The following is a 19,013-nucleotide window of genomic DNA, read 5'->3' as shown; positions in this document are numbered from 1 at the left end:
CCCTCCCATTTATTACCAACCTTGACCAGCAATGTCGTAATCATTTAATTTTCCAGATTCTAAGTCTTCAATGGCAGATTCTAAAATATTTAACGCTGTATCTAGTTCCTCATAAGTTATGACTAAGGGTGGCTGGAAACGGAGTACATTTTCAGCTACTGCAATAATAACAACACCATTATCGAAACAACGGTTACAAATTTTCAGTGCAGCTTCACCATCACGCGTTTTATTTTTTTTATCAGAAACAATATCTATACCAATAGATAATCCTTTACCTCTAACATCCCCAACAGATTCAAATCGTTCTTTCCATTGATCCATACGCTGACGTACATAGGCGCCTTTATCAGTACTGCCTTGCAGCAGATTTTCATCTTCAATCATACTAATTGTGGCTAAAGCAGCTTCACAACTTACTGGGTTTGCACCAGTAGTAAATAAATGCGCAGGGGCATCTAATGTATCCATTATTTCGGCGCGACCGACAATGGCTGACATCGGTAATCCGCCGGCTAAAGATTTACCAAAAGTAATTAAATCGGGCTCGATATTATAATGCGTCACCGAACTCCATTTTCCAGTGCGTCCTAAACCTTGTTGGATATCATCAACAGCCAATAAAATACCGTGAGACTTACATAAATCTTGTAATGCTTCAAAATAGCCTTCAACTGGTTCTAATAATCCACCATCCCCTTGAATCGTTTCAATAACAATACATGCGACTTCTTCAGCAGGTACATATTTTTCAAACATTTCTTTAAGGGGGGCTAAGTATTCTTCCACAGTATTTACATTTGGGCTACCAAACATACCTCTGTATTTATCCGGAAAAGGAATATGATAAAATCCAGGTAACATCGGACCGTATTTTTTTCTCATATTAAGACTGATAGCAGACATGGATAATGAACCATAAGTAGAGCCGTGATAAGCATTAACAAAACTGATGATATAAGGTCTGCCTGTATAGGCGCGAGAAAGTTTTACGATACCATCGTTTGCATCTGAACCAGAAAGTCCAAAAAGTACGCGCTTTTCATAATTTCCTGGAGCAATTTCACAAAGTTTTTTTGAAAGTTTTACTAGAGGCTCATGATACATATAAGCAGGTGTGTAGTGAATGAATTTATCTACTTGTGATTTGATCGCTTCTGTTACTTGTTTAGGTGCATGACCGACATTTTGTGAACTAGCACTAGCAAGTAAGTCGATATATGTATTCCCATCAACATCTACTAATGTGGCACCATACCCATGAGAAATAGCTAGTGGATAATATTTTATGCGTCCTGGTTTTGCAAAATATTGACTATCCTGATTGATTAATTGCTCTGATTTTTTCATTTTTTCCATAATTCAAATCCTCCCACGTTTTGTTGCATATCATCTGATTTAAAAGTTGTAAAAACTTAAATAAAAGAATTCACTTTTAGTCCCTTTTTATAAAGTGAATTTGTGTTGTTAAGCATTTTTTATACGTTTGCTTTCATTGTATTTTCTAATAACGATAGAATGCTGATACGTATGAATATACTAAGAAAATTCCGAATTGTAAATATATTCTGAAAATTTAAAGTTGAATAACGCTAAAAATATGTAATATAACACATATAATCTTTGGGGATTAGATTTGTGATAATAGAAAGTGTGTTCAATTTACGTTTGTAGTTATTTTATTTAATGCAAAATTAAGCGCTAGGATGACTTTTGTAAACTGAAATGGATAGTTAGTTTTTAAGGGATTTTTCGTTTATAATAATAAAGAGCATGATTCGTTTACGATACAAAAACGAAATCATGATTATTTTTGAAATTAGAGATAGATGTCTGAATAAAAGTAAGCTTGTATTATACTTTTAAAGCTCTAAGTCTCAATTTAATTTATTAAGTTAGTGACACTTATGCATAAGCCATGGCTCACGTAACTTTTTAACCTAATCTCTTTTTATATAAATAGCATTTAGGTGAGAGATTAGTTCGCTGTAATTGATAATGATTTTCAATTATAGTATCTTTAATGTGTAATAGTTTAGCAAATTAGTTACGTTTACGCGTATTAATAATATTTAGTGAATGATGTAAAGAGGGAGTTTCTGATGGAAAATAGTAAGTTAGAAGTTAAGGATTTAATAAATATTGGACTCTTTACGGCAATATATTTCATTTTTATAGCACCTCCAGGCATATTAGGCATTATACCCATCTTCATGTTGTTGCTTCCTGCAATGGTTGGTTTAGTAGGTGGTATACCTATCATGTTGCTTATTTCAAAAGTTCAAAAGTTTGGTGCATTATCTATATGTGGTATTATAGTTAGTTTGATATTAGCTATTATGGGCCATCCTTGGATAGCTTTAGTGTTTAGTGTCCCCGTTATACTGATTTCAGATGGCATAATGGCTTGGGGACATTATAAGAATTGGAAACAAAATTGTTTAGGCTATATTATCTTTTCATTTTGGCCAATTGGTACTTTTATACCATTTTACTTTATGAGAACTTCATATTTATCTTTTATTCAAGAAAAATATGGTGTTGAATATGAGACGACTGTTGCTGGTTTGTTTTCAGTTGAAATGATACCCGTTATTATTATTACCACGGTTATCGGTGCAGTGATTGGAGCTTATATCGCAAAAATGATTTTAAAAAAACATTTCAAACGTACAGGTATGATTTAATATGTATAATCACATAATCCGACAAGACCATTTATTTAACTTAGATCCTAGAATTAAAATTGGCCTCATACTGATGATTTCTCTTGTTGCCTTAACAGGTGGAGTAACAGGTATCGAAGTTTATATAAGATTACTATTAATGTTCATACCACCATTACTACTAATATGTATAAAACAATATACAGTAGGGTTAATTATCTTGTGTTTAACCATCTTAGCTTGGTATGGAGAGGCTTTTGTAATTATTGATCACAATCAAGTTGCAACTTTATTAATTTTTGTACCTTCGGGTATTGTTACACGGTTTTTACCGTCTTTAGCAATGGGATATTATATTTTTAAAACTACACAAATTGAAGTCTTAATAGTAGGCTTGGAACGGTTAAAATTATCTAGAAAGGTGACTATACCCATTGCAGTCATGTTTAGATTTTTACCAACAATCAAAGAGGAGTCAATTTCCATCAAAGACGCTATGAAAATGAGAGGCATATCATTGAAATTTGCTTTTATAAAACCTATTCAATACGTTGAATACCGCGTGGTTCCATTGTTAAACAGTGTCGTGAAAATTGGTAATGAATTAACGATTGCTTCAATAACACGAGGCTTAAATTTAACACATCAGCGTACATCCATTATTTCACTTAACATACGCTGGTTAGATTGGTTGTTTTTGATGATAACACTGTTACTTTGTATTTTTTATTATGTAGTGTGAGGGTAGAATATGATTCAATTTAAAGATGTATCTTTTAGATACGAAGCAAACGAACAAAATATTTTGAACGATATTAACCTTACTATAGATGATGGAGAGGTTATTTGTTTAACTGGTGCTTCAGGGTGTGGAAAGACGACTGTAACAAGGATGCTTAATGGTATTATACCTCATTTTTATAATGGAGAAATTGACGGCCAAATTTTAATGAATGATAAGGATATACAACTTCAAGAGGTATATGAATTAACGCAACAAAGCGGTTCTGTTTTTCAAAACCCAAGATCTCAATTTTTTTGTTTGAATACAACGAGTGAGTTAGCATTTGAACTGGAGAATTATGGCACCCCAGCTAATGAAATTAAACAACGTATTAATCAAAGCGTAAAGCAATTTAATTTAGAACATCTTTTAAACAGAGATATATTTAATTTGTCAGGTGGAGAAAAACAATTGCTTGCTTGTAGTGCGATTCAAGTATATGGACACAAACTGATTATCTTAGATGAACCATCTTCAAACCTGGATTTTAATACAATTTTAAAGTTAAAACAAATGCTTAAAATTTGGAAATCTGAGGGAAAAACCATTGTAATTGCAGAGCACCGTTTACATTATTTAACTGAAATTGTAGATCGCTTTATTGTTATGTCGTATGGATCAATAAAGAAAATATATAATAATCAGCAATTTAATCGTTTATCACATGTACAGTTAACCAATTTAGGTTTACGAATGATTCATTTGCGTCAATTAAAGGCAAAATCTAGCCTCAATAGTAGAAATGGATATTTGAATTTACATCGTTTTTATTTTAAATATAAAAGAAATCAGCCGTTAGCGTTAAATATAGATGATGTTCATATTAGTAAAGGCAAGGTAACAACAATTATTGGTCGAAACGGGTCAGGAAAATCAACATTAGCACGTGGTTTAACTGGGGTTGAGAAAAAATTTAAAGGCACAGTGGATTACAATCAAGTAACGTTAAAACCGCGTCATAGACTGTCAAATGTATATATGGTATTTCAAGATGTTAACAATCAATTATTTGCTGAAAGTGTAGAAGAAGAGTTGAAGTTAAGTAACCCAACATTAGATGATGAGATGATTAGACGATGCCTTAGAAATTATAGTATCTCGGAACATTTACAAAGACATCCGTTATCATTATCAGGTGGAGAAAAACAACGCTTAGCAATAGCTAGTGCAGTTGAAACTAAACGAGAAATATTAGTTTTCGACGAACCTTCAAGTGGGTTAGACGGCCACCATATGAGAGAGATGAGTAAAATTATCAATCGTCTGGCATATGAAGGGCACACAGTGTTAGTTATCACACACGACTACGAAATGTTACTGTCTTGCACAGATGAAATTTTACATTTAGAAGATGGAAAAGTTAAAGCACAATATGAAATTAATAACGATACTATAGAGAAATTACAAACATTTTTTAATATAATATAAACATTTTGAATAAGTTTAAAAACATACGCTTGTGATTGTTATATAAGCGAGATAGAAATCATAACTTTTTATTTGATTTCTATCTCGTTTTTTTATTGTCTATTTTGTATGATTAAACGTTTGGGAACATAATGTATTGGATTTCTGATGTATTCATTCTGATAGTTAACGGATCATGATGACAATGCATGCTTAGTTTAGAAAGTGGATGATTTGATTTGTTAATTTGTTCTAGTATTTTTGGGTCAATATAACTCAAATCAAGATTATTTGGTATTAAATGAGAAATGATACCATGGTTTTGGTTGAGAATACGCGTATAAACAGGAAAGTCACTGATAAAGTTATGCATAATATTTGCTACTAAATAGGATTTTTCTGTAGAAGAAAAAAGTTGATTATATAACAATACATGCGTATGATATTTTGATTTACCTATAATGCCATTTTTAAATTTGACTATATTCAGATTTAAAAATGGTTTCAACAGACTTAAAATGTGTACAAGCGGCATAGTACTATGAGTACGATTAACAAACATAAATTGATCATCATCTTCAGAAAAATATGGAAAAGCAAAGCCTTTGATGGAAGATTGAAATTCAATTAAAGAATGGAGTAATAGAATATGTGATGATGGTGACATGTCATTATAATAATGCTTTAGTGTTTTATGAGTTATACAACCTAATATAATTTTATTAGCCAACGTGGGATGTATGCGTCTTAAAAACAATGTGACTACTTGATGTATATCAAAATCATTTTTTGAATTAACCCATTTTGTTGAAATGATGTTACCTAATGTTAACCAATCCATATCGATGAAATAAAAATCTGCTTTTAGGGCGCTCATGCGTTGCGAAAGTTTGGATAAAATGCCTCCATTTTCAATTAAACGATCAATATTTACGCCACACTCGATGCTCGGAAATTGGTGCTTAAATTTTTGAATCAAGCTTTGAGTTTGTAATAGTGTATGTTGATTAGTGACAAAGAGCAAACTGACGTGTGAGAGGCTATCATTAACAGTTGATAATGAATCCAGTATTTTAATGATTTGATAATCAATAGTCTGAGATAATGATGAATTATCAACTTTCAATGTTATATCATAACCTTGATTAGTTAACCGTTTTAGGACATTAAATACTTTTTGATACTCTAGTTTGTTTAAATGATCGAAACCAGTATGAATAATTATTAAATTTGGATTTGGAATCAGTGCTTTAATCTTATATTGGAGATCGTACTGATTGAAAGATAGCAGCATATGCCAATCTTCAATTTTTATAAAAGTGTGCATCATATTAAATTTTTCATTGTATTTAAGTTTATCTAAAATAATACGGTTAGATGAGATATATTGTTGATGGGAAAGATGATGTAATTCAGTAATAGTTTGAGATAAATTCGGCGTTTTTAATGAAACTTGATAAGGTTCGTTAAAACGATTCTTTCTAAACTGGTAAATATAGTGTTTAGGTGGTACATTGACATAAGTTTTAAAATTTTTAGAATATGTACTAACATTTGTAAAACTATATTTCGTTGCAACATCGTAAATGCTTTGTTCTTCTTTTAGTAAATCATGTAATGATAATGCAATCTTAAGTGAACTTGTATATTGCTTAAAATTCATATTTAATATTTTAGAAAATAATATGGAGATGTAGGACTGTGAAATATAAAAAACATTGGAAACTTGTTTTGTAGATAAAGACGCATCAATATGTTTATGTACATATTGGGTTAAGCGTTGAACTAAAGGGTGTTTTGTATATAAGTATGGCAAATATGGATGTTTTAAATTAACTCTTGCTTCTTTTAGTAAAAAATCAATAATATTTGATATATAAATATTCATAACAGCTTTATCTTGAATATTATCATGTAATTTTTGCAATACTAAATTTCTAAATTGCTCTGCATATTTAATTTGTTTAAAGTCAAAAAATGCGTTAGCAATGGTTTTATCTTTTTCTACAAATAAAGGTAATGGAATTTTGAGTTCTACAAGATTTTCAACATCAATGTATTGATATAAGTCTGCATTGTTAATAATACATCCGTTATTTATAGTTATTACGGCCCCATTTAAATTTATTTTGCATACTTTATTTATAGGAATTAAAATAATAATCTCATTTATACATCGCTCTAATTCAGTTGTATAATGATTCCTAATAGACAGAGAACTAATCACAAATATCACCTTTACTTTATTATGTGAGACTCACATTAAATTATTAACGTTATTGTACAATTGACACTGAAAAAATAGTTGAGTCAAAAGGGAAGATTATTATAGTGATAGTTTGAATTAATAATTCGTACTTTAAGAATTTACAAAAAATGAAAAAAGTTAATTTTGATTAATAAAAAGACCTGATGAATTAAAAATAGTGTTAATTGGTCACAAACTAATAAAAATTAAGATGAAATTAAAAAGTTTTATGATAACGCTTGCAAAAATTAACATAAGTATTTACAATGAATCGTGTTGACATAAATAAGTCAAATTATTACTTATACGTTTAAGGTGAGTGTCATGGCAAACAATAAACCTACGCTACATGATGTAGCAAAAGTTGCTGACGTATCTATTGCAACAGTTTCAAATGTATTAAATAACAAAAGTACCGAACTAGGTATAAAGACAAAACAAAAAGTGCTAGACGCGATTGAAAAGTTAAATTATGAACCCAACCATTTTGCAAGAAGTTTAAAAACGGGCCAATCTAACCTGATTGTTTTTATTGTACCTGACCAAAATCCTTTTTTTACAGAAATCCTGACAGAATTAAACAACGAATGTCAAAAACATCATTTACATGTAGCTGTCGTTTCATCAGAAGAAAATGAACTCAAACAACAAGCATTAATCGAAACTTTTATAGGTCAAAATGTAAGCGCTATTATTTTAGTTCCTGTGAAATCTCGATTGAATCTAAAAAAAGAGTGGCATCAAACCCCTATCTTGACTATAGATAGGAAAATATATGGAGAAGCATTACCATCTATAAGTGTTGATAATGAAAAAGCAGCTTTTAATGCAACACAAAGGATAGTTGATAGCACGTCTGAAAATATAGGTTTGCTACTAGCGAATCCCGATATTAGCACAACGTCAGAAAGAAAAAGAGGGTATGAACTAGCTTTAGCTAAAAATAACATTACAATAGATCAACAACTTATTTATTATAGTAATCAACAATTAGGTACAGATGCGCAAATTGATAGTGGTTACCACGCAACAAGAGCGCTGATTTATCAGGGCGTTCGAGCTATAGTAGCAACGAACCATTTATTGTTGTTGGGTGCTTTACAAGCTATAAAAGAAAGCGGAAAGAAAATAACCGAAGATATTATCATTGTTGGCTTTGATGATAGTTATTGGAATGAAATTTACACGCCGAAACTATCTGTAATTTCACAACCAACAAAAGAAATAGGGCGTGTCGCTGGGGAAATGATTCATAATCTTATTCAAGGTAAAGCGGTTGCTTCAGTTGAACTGTCTACAAAATTATTAATTCGCGAATCTTGTTCTTTTGTTTCAGATAAATCATTTTGACTAAAAAGAAGATACTTGCAATATTATTACCTGTAGTTGGCGACTGAACCTTATAAGTGATACTTACTTAGTTATTCAGAAATAACACGCATTATTATAAATACGGGCTTAAGAAATCAAGTTTTTGTTTTCCATCCCGTTTGTTTCATAGCCAAAACTTAAACGTTTAAGCTGATTTATAAGTCTTATTAAAATAAAGGGGGAATTAGTTTGAATAACGAGACGATTTCTAAAAATAGTATGAAAACATGGATGGGTATTCCAAGAATTATTTTTATAGCACTTATTGCTATATTTATTTTTATGACAGGAGACGGTATTGAACAAGCGTTTTTATCAAAGAATATTGTTGATATAGGTTTTTCAGGTGGCCAAGCATCTTTAGTATTTACTGTTTATGGTGTGATGGTTGTTGTTGGATCATGGCTTGCCGCTGTTTTATCTGACGTTTATGGACCGAAAAAAATCATGGCTTTAGGCACTATAATATGGTTAATATTTCATGTGTTGTTTTTAGTGTTTGGGTTAGGAATGGAAAGTCTGCCAATGATGCTTGTTTTATATGGTATTAGGGGATTAGGCTATCCATTATTCTTATACGGATTTTTAGTGTGGGTAACTTATATCACTGATAAAGCTAGATTAGCGACAGCTATTGGATGGTTTTGGGCAATGTTTTCAGTAGGCATGGGTGTTATTGGTACCTACTTACCTAGCTTTACAATTCCTTTTATGGGATTTAATGGAACATTATGGATGTCATTAATATGGATTTTTGTCGGTGGTTTAATAGCGTTTATAGTTGTTGGTAAACATGATGTGAAACCAAATATAATGTTATCGGTAAAACAAAGATATTCAAAAGTTCTAAAAGATATAGGTATCGTATATAAAAACCCAGATATTATTAAAGTATTTATAGTGAGAATTATAAATCAATTATCTTTATTTGGTTTAGTTATTATATTCCCTGTGTTATTTACGGATACTATAGGCTTTTCAATGCAACAATGGTTATGGACATGGGGAACGATGCATGTCACATGTATTGTAGGTGATGTCATTTGGGGTGTTATTGCTGATAAAATTGGATGGAAACGCCAAGTTATGATATTTGGTTGTATCGGTTGTGGAATAACGACCTTATTATTCTATTATTTACCAATACTCAGCGGCGATGTATTTGCTATCGCAATTTTATGTGCTGTTTTATTTGGTATTACTCAGTCAGCGTTTGTACCAATTTTTGCTATTTTTACTGCATTAGAACCTAATCATATCGGTGCTACACTTTCTTCACATAATCTTGCTGCAGGATTAAGTAATTTTATCGCACCTTTAATTGCAACTATTATTTTACCGATATTCAATGAAGTAGGCGTAGTCTGGGCCTTTGCAATTTGTTATTTCGTCGGCGCAGGTATCACTTATTATATCAAAGTTCATCAACCGGGCATTGATGATAGTAAAATAACGCCATTAAATACCCAAACTCAAAACTATTAGAAAGGTAAGATATAAATGGAAAATGTTGTGCTTGGTATCGATTTAGGTACAAGTTCAGTAAAAATTATTGCTGCAAATAAGCAAGGGCATATCATTGATCAATCAAGCGTTCCTTTAACGTTGATACAGCCTTACCCTGGTTATAATGAACAAGACCCTGAAGACTGGGTGATTGCAGTTAAAGAAGGCATTAAAATTTTAATTAACCGAGAAACAATGAATGATAAGCAAATTAGTGGTCTTTCATTTTCTGGTCAAATGCACGGTTTAGTTCCTTTAGATCATGCTTATCAGCCTATTAGAAATGCAATTTTATGGAACGACACTCGAACATCTAAACAGTGTGAGGAAATAAAAAGTAAGTTTGGAAACACATTATTAAAAAACCCAATACTTGAAGGGTTTACGTTGCCTAAGCTTTTATGGCTAAAACAGAATGAACCAAAGCATTGGCGACAATTAAAGGTATTTCTGTTACCTAAAGATTATGTGCGTTATAAATTAACTGGAAATATATCTATGGAATATAGTGATGCAGCAGGTACGCTTTTACTTAACCCGAATACAAATGATTGGGATAGAGCAGTTGGTAATCAGTTGGGGCTTGGTGACATTTACCCACCGCTTGTACAATCTCATAGTTATGTCGGACATATTACTGAAGATATAAAAAAAGAGTTAAATTTAACAGAAGATATTGCAGTTTTTGCTGGTGGCGCAGATAATGCGTGTGGTGCACTGGGCTCAGGCGTGATCGATGAGGGGCAAACGTTGTGCAGCATTGGTACTTCGGGAGTGATTTTATCATGTACTCAGAGTAATGAAGATGATTATGGCTATAATATTCATTTCTTTAAACATGCTATGCCCAACATGTCTTATGCAATGGGCGTTACTTTAAGTGCAGGACACAGTTTGAATTGGTTGAAAGAGACATTTTTTAAGCAAAAGTCTTTTGATGAAATTTTGAATTTAGCGACAAAATCAGCCATTGGAGCAAATGGCTTATTGTTTGCACCCTATTTACAAGGAGAGCGCACGCCACACGGAGATGCATATATTAGAGGGAGTTTTATTGGAATAAATAGTAACACGAGTGAGGAAGATTTTTCGCGTGCCACTATTGAAGGCATTACTTATTCATTATATGAATCTATAGTATATATGAGAGCACGTGGTAGACAGATTGATGAGATTATTTCAATAGGTGGAGGCGCAAAGAATAGCTTCTGGTTACAAATGCAAGCTGACATTTTTAACGCTAAAGTTACTGCATTAAAATACGAAGAAGGGCCAAGCATGGGAGCAGCTATGCTAGCGGCTTACGGTTTAGGATGGTTTGAATCTATGGAAGACTGTACTGACACATTTATAGAAATAGGAACGTCTTATAAGCCTAATTTAGATAATCATAAATTATATAATCAATATTTTGAAATTTATAGAAAGATATATAAGCAAACAAAAGAAATAACACAAAACTTATTAAATATTAATTAACTTTAGGAGGAATTTGAAATGAATAATAACATTCCAGAAACGATGAATATTTCAATATTAAATAAACCTTTTGATATGGAGCTTAAAGAAGTTGAAGTACCTAAAATAGGTCCAACGGATGTTTTAGTGAAAGTAATGGCAGTAGGTGTTTGTGGGTCAGATGTTCACTATTATGAACACGGTAGAGTTGGCGAGTTTGTAGTCGAAAACCCTTTGATTTTAGGGCATGAATGTGCTGGTGTAGTCGCAGATGTCGGATCTGAAGTTACACATTTTAAGCAAGGAGATAGAGTGGCTATTGAACCGGGTGTACCATGTGGAGAATGTGAGTATTGCAAATCTGGTAAATATAATTTATGCCCTGATGTTGAATTTTTAGCTACACCACCGATTGATGGGGCATTTAGTCAATATATTAGTCATCCCGAAGGTTACTTATTCCATATCCCGGATGAGTTATCTTTTGAAGAAGCTACATTAAATGAACCATTTTCAGTTGGAGTTCAAGCATGTAAACGAGCAAATGTTCAACCAGGTTCCACAGTAGTAATTATGGGTATGGGCCCAGTAGGTTTAATGGCTGTTGTAGCGGCTAAAGCGTTTGGTGCTACAAAAATTATAGTGTCAGACCTTGAACAAATAAGATTAGAAGAAGCACTAACACTTGGTGCAACACACGCTATAAACATTAAACAAGAGGACGTAGCTACGCGTATCAATGAAATAACAAATAACAAAGGTGTAGATTATGCCTTTGAAACTGCCGGTAACCCTACAGCGTTACAAAACGCATTAGCAGCATTAAATAATGGCGGTACTTTAGCTATTGTTGGGTTACCTCAACAAGAAAATATCGAATTAAACATACCGTTTATTGCTAATCATGAAATTAATGTTGTTGGCATTTTTAGATATGCTAATACTTATCCTATGGGCATTGAAATGTTATCATCTACTACTGCGGACTTAAATACCATGTTCACTGATTCATACGATTTAGAAGAGGCGCAAGAGGCTATGGAAAGAGCGAGAACGAACAAGAGTGGCTCATTAAAAGTGATGGTATACCCAAACGGAAAATCAAATAAATAGTTCATATAAGAAGATCTAAAACCACTGCCTGAAAGTGGTTTTAGATCTCTTTTCAAATGAGTAAAATTTTACACATTTGCTGAGAATGTAGTGCAATACCATTAGTGAAAATGGGTGCATAAAGTTTAATTATGGGAATGGAATATAACTATGATGATAGATGGCACTACAAAACTTAAGCACAATACATTCTCTTAGAATATTATATAACTTATAATATAGTGTTACAATATAAAATTCATAAAAACCTAAAATGAAATAAATGTGATGCATTTTAAATAAAATAGAGCGACAAATTTGGGGTTTAAAGTTTTTGAAGTCATTCACTTATTTTTTTGATAGAGTTCAATGGTTTTATACAAGAACAATAAGAAAGAGACAATTAAAAATAATGTGAATAACCCATTAAATATATCATGATTGAAAAACTGAAATATAGTTATTGTACTAAGGGTTTCTAAAAAGCTTGAACCAGTTGTTTGAATTTCTAAAAAGTCAAAAGAAAATAGAATTAACGTAATGATTAACATATAACCAATTGCGATAAAAAAGAGACTTAATAAATCAAATAGAAATGTTTTTCTCATAACAAACTGCCTCCTCTCTTACTTTTCTTATAACCGAATTAAGGCGTATTAATGCTATATTTGAAAAATTTACAATAAATTAATATAAAGGATAGTTAAATCAAGCAACTTTAGTTTTTTAGAATAAATAATTGTTGAAGAAGAAATTGTTTTATTTTACTAAAACGTGTTAATGAATATATAAGTGTGTAAATAGAAAGGGAGGTTCGTTATGTATAAAGCAATTATTTTTGATGTCTATGGAACACTATTTGATATGTCCTCTTTAAAGAAAGATATGGTTCAGTTTGATGATGCGCAAGCAACATCAATTTCTAAATTATGGAGAAAAACGCAATTAAATCACATGTTTTTAAAACAAATTATGCAACGTTATATTCCATTTGATGAATTAACAAAAGAAGCGTTACGTTATACAATGGAGAGCCATGAAATACAATATAATAGGGAAGATGTTAATCAATTATTTGATTCATTTTTAGATTTAGAATATTTTGAAGAAGTTCCCCAAGTGGTATCACTATTAAATAGTAAAGAGATTGATGTCGGTATATTATCAAATGGAAATGACAATATGTTAATGCCATTGATTGATAACTCTGAGTTAGGTGATTATATTAACACGGTTATAAGTGTAAATGAAATTAAACAATATAAACCAAGTCCAGCGAGTTACGCATTAATATTAAAATATTATCATTTGAAGAGAGAAGATATCTTGTTTGTTTCTTCTAATTCATGGGACGTTACAGGTGCAAGTAATTTTGGTTTTGATACTGTTTGGGTCAATAGACATAATGAGCTTTTCGATTTTAATGGACAGACACCTACAATAACGGTTAATAATTTAAACGAAATAGTTAATTGGTTAGAAATAAAATAGAAAAAATTAAGCTATAGTATGACGAATTGATAGAAAAAAGGACGAGACATTTAATAAACGTCTCGTCCTCTTATAATCTTTCTAGGACATAAATAATGTTTCATCCTAGGATAGCCTATAGCCATTCCTACAAGAAGCGAGGTTAGGAAACTTGTTAGAAAAGATATCATTATCTATACGCTTCTATTCATATTAATTAGCATTATTTAAATACTGTGGTAATAATTGACTATATAAATCTATAAATTTAAGGTAAGTATGCTTATAAACATATTCATCGACTTGGTGTGCTTGCCCAGTTTCGCCGGGGCCATACATAACAAATGAAAAGTTGTCGTCTTTGTCTTTCATTAAATATGATGCGTCTGTAGTTGCAGTAGAAGATGTAACTTCTAAATCTCGGTCAAAGTATTCATCGCCTAAAGATTTAGCTAATTTTAAGAATTCATTATCCCCTTTAGTGTATACAGGATCACGATTGACATAAGGATTAACAGTGATATCAGCATTGCTTTCTTGTTCTACTCGATCTTTGATGCTGTTAAATAAATTTTCGAATTTATTGTTATCGTAGTCTGGAATTGTACGCATATTAAACAATGATTCAGCATAAGCTGGTATTGAGTTGACTTGATCTCCGCCAGTTATAATTGTAGAATTCATGGTCGGTGTGCCTAATAAGTCACTCTTAATATCTACTTTACTATATTCATTGTTTAAATAATGGATAAAATCTACTAAAGGATTAATAGCATTATAGCCTAGTTCAGGCATTGAGCTATGTGAAGATTTACCCTTGGATACAACTTGTATATCCATTGTCCCTTTATGTGTATACACAATACCATCTTGTGAAGGTTCTGCAATTAATAGCGCTTCTACATCATCCATGTAGCCTTTCTTATGTAGTAAAGCTGCGCCATTACTTGTTATTTCTTCTCCAGCTGTTGCCATAAATCGAATTGTACCTTGCTCTAATGTACCAGCTTCTTTAATTTCTATTAAACTAATTGCTAATGCAGCTAGTCCAGATTTCATATCTGCTGAACCACGACCATGTAATCTACCTTGGTCATCTTCTGTCAGTTTAAACGGATCATAATTCCATAAACTATCATCGCCTGTTGTGACAACATCCATGTGTCCTGAAACGCCGATGACTGGTTTCCCATTACCTATCTCAGCTACTAAGTTAGCTCGCGTAGATTCACCTTCTAGTTGTTCAATTTGGGTTTGGATACCGTGTTTATTAAATAGTTTTTCTAAGTAATGCGCAACATCAAGTTCTTTTTCATTTACAGATTGAATTTCAATCATATCAGATAAAATTTTAACACGTTCGTCACTTGAAAGTACGGACATACAAACACTTCCTTTTTGTATAAATTAATTCATAATCATACATACCACTATACTGAAATTTCAAAACTTGGGAAGTTGTTATAAAGTAACTTTTTTTATTAAAAAGTTGTGCTATACTTATATTGAATATGTTTACAAAGAAAAAGGAGTCATATTTATATGAATAAATGGGTAAGCAAACTTGTCACATTAGTTGGCGTGGCACTCATTTTATTTGCAATTTATTTATTTGCAAAACCGAAAATAGATGATTACTTCGCACAAAAAGACAATGAAAATAAAATAGAACATTATGATAAACATTCTAAAGAAAATAAAAATAAAAAAGTAGAAATACCTAAAGATAAAACTCAAATGGCAGGTTATTTATCAGTACCAGATGCAGATATTAAAACACCTGTTTATCCTGGACCAGCCACGCCCGAACAATTAGATAGGGGCGTGAGTTTTGCAGAGGAGAATGAATCATTAGATGATCAAAATATAGCGATTGCTGGTCATACAATGGTAGGACATTCGGATTACCAATTTTCTAGGTTACCTGAAGCCAAAAAGGGAAGCAAGATTTATTTTAAAGTTGGAGAAGCACAACGAGAATATAAGATTACAGAAATCTATGACGTAAAACCAGATGCGGTAGAAATATTGGATGAGCAACCAACGGACAAGAAGCAACTGACATTAATTACTTGCGATAATTATAATGAGCAAACGGGGGAGTGGGAAGATAGAAAGATATTTATTGCTGAAGCGGTGTAATTTTAATAATAAAAAGATAAAGCCTGTGTTCCAATAGCAACCTACTTTAGGTGCGCTTGAATACAGGCTTTTAATGTTTATTTTTCGATTGCTTCAATAAAACGTTTAGTAATTTCTTTAGGCCGTGTGATTGCACCCCCAACCACTGTACAGTGAACATTTAAATTTGTAACTTGCTTAAACATTTCAGGCGTGACGACATTTCCTTCAGCAATGACTTTCGCATTGACGTGTGTTAGTACGTCTTTTAAAAATTGGAAATTGTTTTCGTATAGAATATGCCCTTTTGTATAAGAAGTGTAGCCACGTAGTGTTGTGCCTATGTAATCAAAACCTAATGTATCAGCGTACTGTGCTTCTTCAAGCGTAGATACATCCGCCATAATTTCTACGTTTGGCGCATTATGACGGATATATGAAACAAGTTCTTGTAAAGTTTCTTGAGGGCGTCTTTGTTTTGTAGCATCCAAAGCAATGACCTCACAGTTACTATCTATTAATTCATCAACTTCTTTGCTAGTAGCCGTGATAAAAACGTCTGAATGAGCATAATTTCTTTTTACTATGCCGATGACAGGTAAATTCACTTCTTTTTTAATTGCGATGATGTCTTCTTTAGAGTTTGCTCTGATACCAACAGCGCCACCTTCGTAAGCAGCTAGAGCCATTTTAGACATAATGAAAGACGAATGTAACGGTTCATCTTCCAAGGCTTGGCATGAGACAATCAATCCTTGTGGTAACATAATTATACACTCCGTAACTTTAGTAGATTTTATAAAATGCTTAATTTGTTAATTGATTTATAGTTTTAATATAACATTGAGAAAATAATAATCAATATATTTCATTGTTCTGAAAAACATTTTCATTTATAATATAGCTAATATGGGGATGGAAAGGGTGTATATGATGAAATTTGAGAATCGCGTTCAGCGTTATCATCATTTGTTTACTAAAACAGATAAATACATTGTAGAATATATTAAAAACAGCGAATTTGATGACACATTTTCAACAATTAATTCATTGGCATACGCGATTGGTACTTCGCCTGCAACTATTACGCGATTTAGCAATAAGTTAAATTATGAAAACTTTCAAGATTTGAAGTTTAATTTGCAGCAAGAAATGTCAGAAAGAGTGATTGAAAATAGTCCATTAATTCAGCGTATTCATAAATATCATCAAAATATTATTCAACAAACAGGAGAGTTTATTTCTGATGAAAAAATTCAAAGCTTTGTTAATCAAATTATTCGAAGCCGGCAAATTATATATGCAGGTTTAGGTAGTTCTGGATTATCAGCTACAGAGTTTTATTATCGCATGATGAGGATGGGGTTGAAAGGTAACGTTTCTACCGACGCACATCAAATGAAAATATTTGCTTCTCTTTTAACGCAATCGGATACATTTGTAGCTATTTCAAATAGTGGTGAAACAACCGAATTAATTGCTGCAGCTAAAGTCGCACATGACGCCGGCGCCTATGTTGTCGTCATCACTAATTATGAAGGAAGTCCAATAACAGAATGTGCAGATTTAGTATTAATTACTACTGATCAATCGAGAAATCGAGATACCCAATTTATAAATACTCAAATTGCAACATTATTTTTAATCGATATTGTGAGTTATTTATTATTGGAAGATGACTACATGCATCATGTATATCAACATACTAAAAAAATCATTTTAAACGAATAAAAATAGTAATAATTTTAGCTGTTTTACTTTTTTACAGCTGTTATTATTCATAACGTAAATAAAAGCTAAGGCATCTGTTGATGCCTTAGCTTTATTTTTTAAAATTTAGAAACGGCGCCATAAAGAGAAGCGTGGTTTTGTGTTCGTGTAGTTTGTATTGAAGCATGACCATATTGAACAGGTAAGTAAAGCGCAACTTTAGGAATAATATACTTTAACAAATTTTGACCTTGTGAAGAGACGCCACCTCCGATAAGAATTAATCCAGGATCATAAATGATTTGTATTTGGGCAATCCCTTCCGCGATTGAATCACTCCATTGATTGAGTATAGATAAGGCGAGCGCATCTTGCTGATCTGCTAGTTCAAATAATTTGGGTACATCATCTTTATAAGCAAAGGATTTTTCTATCATGAGTGATTTCAAAGCAGATGTTGAAGCGCGTTGTTCAAAGGTCTTTTTTGTTTGGGCATCATAAAGCAAATACCCAATTTCATTGGCTCGATTTCGTTCGCCATTATAGAGTTGAGACGACTGATTATAAAAAGCACCTCCAATGCCTGTTCCAAGCGTTAGACAAAATATGTTTTGTGCTTCGTAATCATGAAATGAAAGTTCTCCTAATAACGCTGCATTTACATCATTAAAAACCTGTACTTGAGCATTTAATGGCTTGAGTATAGTTTTGAAGTTCGTCCCCGTGTAGTTTGGAATCGTTGGCCCAGCATATTCAACTAAACCATTATGCTCATCTACAACCCCTGCACTAGAAATACCTACATTGAGTGGTTCAATGCCATATTTTGCTTTAAACATAGCTACAAGTTCGTAAACTGTATCTTTAATAAATGTGTCGACATTATTCGGTGTTTGTATTTTTATGTAATCTATGAACTTTAGCTGTTGATTGAAAACAGCTGCCTTAATTTCTGTACCACCAATATCAATAGCGATATTATATAGATTCATTTATGAAACCTCCTCAGATTATCAAATATACTGAATTATTTTGAAAATTATTTTCATAAATATTATTGATAAATGATGTATTTTTTCAAAAAGCTATTGTCACATTTTATGATAGCGTTTACAATTTGAACTGTAAATAGAAAAATAAAAGATGTTTTTTATTGCATTATATAGTTATATAAATGTCT

The 19,013-nt window shown here is 32.0% G+C and carries 16 protein-coding genes; 10 read left to right on the top strand and 6 right to left on the bottom strand.

The genetic code is table 11. The features are described from left to right. Positions 1-12: 12 nt before the first annotated feature. The gene (locus tag KA900_RS04900) at positions 13-1,350 is read right to left on the bottom strand and encodes an aspartate aminotransferase family protein (RefSeq protein ID WP_103372606.1); all 1,338 of its coding nucleotides are present in this window, start codon (positions 1,348-1,350) and stop codon (positions 13-15) included. Positions 1,351-2,102: 752 nt separating this feature from the next. Between KA900_RS04900 and KA900_RS04895 the strand changes: the two genes are divergently transcribed. Genes KA900_RS04895 through KA900_RS04885 form a run of 3 tightly spaced genes read left to right on the top strand, consistent with a single transcriptional unit; the run spans position 2,103 to position 4,878 of the window. Continuing rightward, a complete protein-coding gene (locus tag KA900_RS04895; RefSeq protein ID WP_115341929.1) occupies positions 2,103-2,687 on the top strand; it encodes an MptD family putative ECF transporter S component in 585 nt (194 codons plus the stop codon). 1 nt (position 2,688) lies between these two features. After that, positions 2,689-3,408: an energy-coupling factor transporter transmembrane component T gene (locus KA900_RS04890; RefSeq protein WP_103373593.1), complete on the top strand. Its 720-nt coding sequence runs from the start codon at positions 2,689-2,691 to the stop codon at positions 3,406-3,408. 9 nt (positions 3,409-3,417) lie between these two features. Then, a complete protein-coding gene (locus KA900_RS04885) occupies positions 3,418-4,878 on the top strand; it encodes an ABC transporter ATP-binding protein (protein ID WP_115341931.1) in 1,461 nt (486 codons plus the stop codon). Positions 4,879-4,990: 112 nt separating this feature from the next. Here the strand turns inward: KA900_RS04885 and KA900_RS04880 are convergent, their stop codons facing one another. Then, complete coding sequence (locus tag KA900_RS04880; RefSeq protein ID WP_207606677.1) at positions 4,991-7,084, bottom strand: helix-turn-helix domain-containing protein; 2,094 nt, start codon at positions 7,082-7,084, stop codon at positions 4,991-4,993. A 345-nt stretch (positions 7,085-7,429) separates the two neighbouring features. Between KA900_RS04880 and KA900_RS04875 the strand changes: the two genes are divergently transcribed. From KA900_RS04875 to KA900_RS04860, 4 genes are all read left to right on the top strand, one after another. After that, the gene (locus KA900_RS04875) at positions 7,430-8,455 is read left to right on the top strand and encodes a LacI family DNA-binding transcriptional regulator (protein WP_096808407.1); all 1,026 of its coding nucleotides are present in this window, start codon (positions 7,430-7,432) and stop codon (positions 8,453-8,455) included. Between the two features lie 210 nt (positions 8,456-8,665). Then, the gene (locus KA900_RS04870; RefSeq protein ID WP_229718971.1) at positions 8,666-9,961 is read left to right on the top strand and encodes an MFS transporter; all 1,296 of its coding nucleotides are present in this window, start codon (positions 8,666-8,668) and stop codon (positions 9,959-9,961) included. A gap of 15 nt (positions 9,962-9,976) precedes the next feature. Continuing rightward, entirely contained in the window at positions 9,977-11,461 is a 1,485-nt protein-coding gene (xylB, locus tag KA900_RS04865; protein WP_103373047.1) for a xylulokinase, read from the top strand. Between the two features lie 18 nt (positions 11,462-11,479). Further along, on the top strand, positions 11,480-12,553 hold the full coding sequence (locus KA900_RS04860; RefSeq protein WP_115341934.1) for an NAD(P)-dependent alcohol dehydrogenase: 1,074 nt from the start codon (positions 11,480-11,482) through the stop codon (positions 12,551-12,553). 323 nt (positions 12,554-12,876) lie between these two features. Here the strand turns inward: KA900_RS04860 and KA900_RS04855 are convergent, their stop codons facing one another. Further along, the gene (locus KA900_RS04855) at positions 12,877-13,140 is read right to left on the bottom strand and encodes a hypothetical protein (protein ID WP_096808410.1); all 264 of its coding nucleotides are present in this window, start codon (positions 13,138-13,140) and stop codon (positions 12,877-12,879) included. Positions 13,141-13,351: 211 nt separating this feature from the next. Between KA900_RS04855 and KA900_RS04850 the strand changes: the two genes are divergently transcribed. After that, positions 13,352-14,023: a haloacid dehalogenase type II gene (locus KA900_RS04850; RefSeq protein WP_096808411.1), complete on the top strand. Its 672-nt coding sequence runs from the start codon at positions 13,352-13,354 to the stop codon at positions 14,021-14,023. Between the two features lie 192 nt (positions 14,024-14,215). Here KA900_RS04850 and KA900_RS04845 read toward each other — a convergent pair whose 3' ends face one another. Continuing rightward, on the bottom strand, positions 14,216-15,385 hold the full coding sequence (locus KA900_RS04845) for an ArgE/DapE family deacylase (RefSeq protein ID WP_103373044.1): 1,170 nt from the start codon (positions 15,383-15,385) through the stop codon (positions 14,216-14,218). A 159-nt stretch (positions 15,386-15,544) separates the two neighbouring features. Between KA900_RS04845 and srtA the strand changes: the two genes are divergently transcribed. Beyond that, the gene (gene srtA, locus KA900_RS04840) at positions 15,545-16,144 is read left to right on the top strand and encodes a class A sortase SrtA (RefSeq protein ID WP_096808413.1); all 600 of its coding nucleotides are present in this window, start codon (positions 15,545-15,547) and stop codon (positions 16,142-16,144) included. Between the two features lie 77 nt (positions 16,145-16,221). Here srtA and KA900_RS04835 read toward each other — a convergent pair whose 3' ends face one another. Beyond that, positions 16,222-16,890, bottom strand: coding sequence for an N-acetylmannosamine-6-phosphate 2-epimerase (locus KA900_RS04835; RefSeq protein ID WP_096808414.1), 669 nt, complete (start codon positions 16,888-16,890; stop codon positions 16,222-16,224). A gap of 166 nt (positions 16,891-17,056) precedes the next feature. Here KA900_RS04835 and KA900_RS04830 point away from each other — a divergent pair, with 166 nt between their 5' ends. After that, the gene (locus KA900_RS04830; protein WP_096808415.1) at positions 17,057-17,854 is read left to right on the top strand and encodes a MurR/RpiR family transcriptional regulator; all 798 of its coding nucleotides are present in this window, start codon (positions 17,057-17,059) and stop codon (positions 17,852-17,854) included. Positions 17,855-17,952: 98 nt separating this feature from the next. On the opposite strand, the gene KA900_RS04825 is transcribed toward KA900_RS04830, so the two are convergent. Next, entirely contained in the window at positions 17,953-18,825 is an 873-nt protein-coding gene (locus KA900_RS04825) for an ROK family protein (RefSeq protein ID WP_096808416.1), read from the bottom strand. Positions 18,826-19,013 lie beyond the last annotated feature (188 nt).

This window comes from Staphylococcus sp. GDY8P120P (genome assembly GCF_017892065.1).
GTDB classification, from domain to species: Bacteria; Bacillota; Bacilli; order Staphylococcales; family Staphylococcaceae; genus Staphylococcus; species Staphylococcus nepalensis.
This window is presented reverse-complemented; position numbering and strand designations above follow the sequence as displayed.

Excerpts from the sequence above, each read along its gene's own strand:
- KA900_RS04845 (WP_103373044.1), bottom strand. The coding sequence starts at position 15,385 with ATGTCCGTACTTTCAAGTGACGAACGTGTTAAAATTTTATCTGATATG.
- srtA (WP_096808413.1), top strand. The coding sequence starts at position 15,545 with ATGAATAAATGGGTAAGCAAACTTGTCACATTAGTTGGCGTGGCACTC.
- KA900_RS04850 (WP_096808411.1), top strand. The coding sequence starts at position 13,352 with ATGTATAAAGCAATTATTTTTGATGTCTATGGAACACTATTTGATATG.
- KA900_RS04855 (WP_096808410.1), bottom strand. The coding sequence starts at position 13,140 with ATGAGAAAAACATTTCTATTTGATTTATTAAGTCTCTTTTTTATCGCA.
- KA900_RS04900 (WP_103372606.1), bottom strand. The coding sequence starts at position 1,350 with ATGAAAAAATCAGAGCAATTAATCAATCAGGATAGTCAATATTTTGCA.
- xylB (WP_103373047.1), top strand. The coding sequence starts at position 9,977 with ATGGAAAATGTTGTGCTTGGTATCGATTTAGGTACAAGTTCAGTAAAA.
- KA900_RS04825 (WP_096808416.1), bottom strand. The coding sequence starts at position 18,825 with ATGAATCTATATAATATCGCTATTGATATTGGTGGTACAGAAATTAAG.
- KA900_RS04875 (WP_096808407.1), top strand. The coding sequence starts at position 7,430 with ATGGCAAACAATAAACCTACGCTACATGATGTAGCAAAAGTTGCTGAC.
- KA900_RS04835 (WP_096808414.1), bottom strand. The coding sequence starts at position 16,890 with ATGTTACCACAAGGATTGATTGTCTCATGCCAAGCCTTGGAAGATGAA.
- KA900_RS04890 (WP_103373593.1), top strand. The coding sequence starts at position 2,689 with ATGTATAATCACATAATCCGACAAGACCATTTATTTAACTTAGATCCT.
- KA900_RS04830 (WP_096808415.1), top strand. The coding sequence starts at position 17,057 with ATGAAATTTGAGAATCGCGTTCAGCGTTATCATCATTTGTTTACTAAA.
- KA900_RS04885 (WP_115341931.1), top strand. The coding sequence starts at position 3,418 with ATGATTCAATTTAAAGATGTATCTTTTAGATACGAAGCAAACGAACAA.
- KA900_RS04895 (WP_115341929.1), top strand. The coding sequence starts at position 2,103 with ATGGAAAATAGTAAGTTAGAAGTTAAGGATTTAATAAATATTGGACTC.
- KA900_RS04860 (WP_115341934.1), top strand. The coding sequence starts at position 11,480 with ATGAATAATAACATTCCAGAAACGATGAATATTTCAATATTAAATAAA.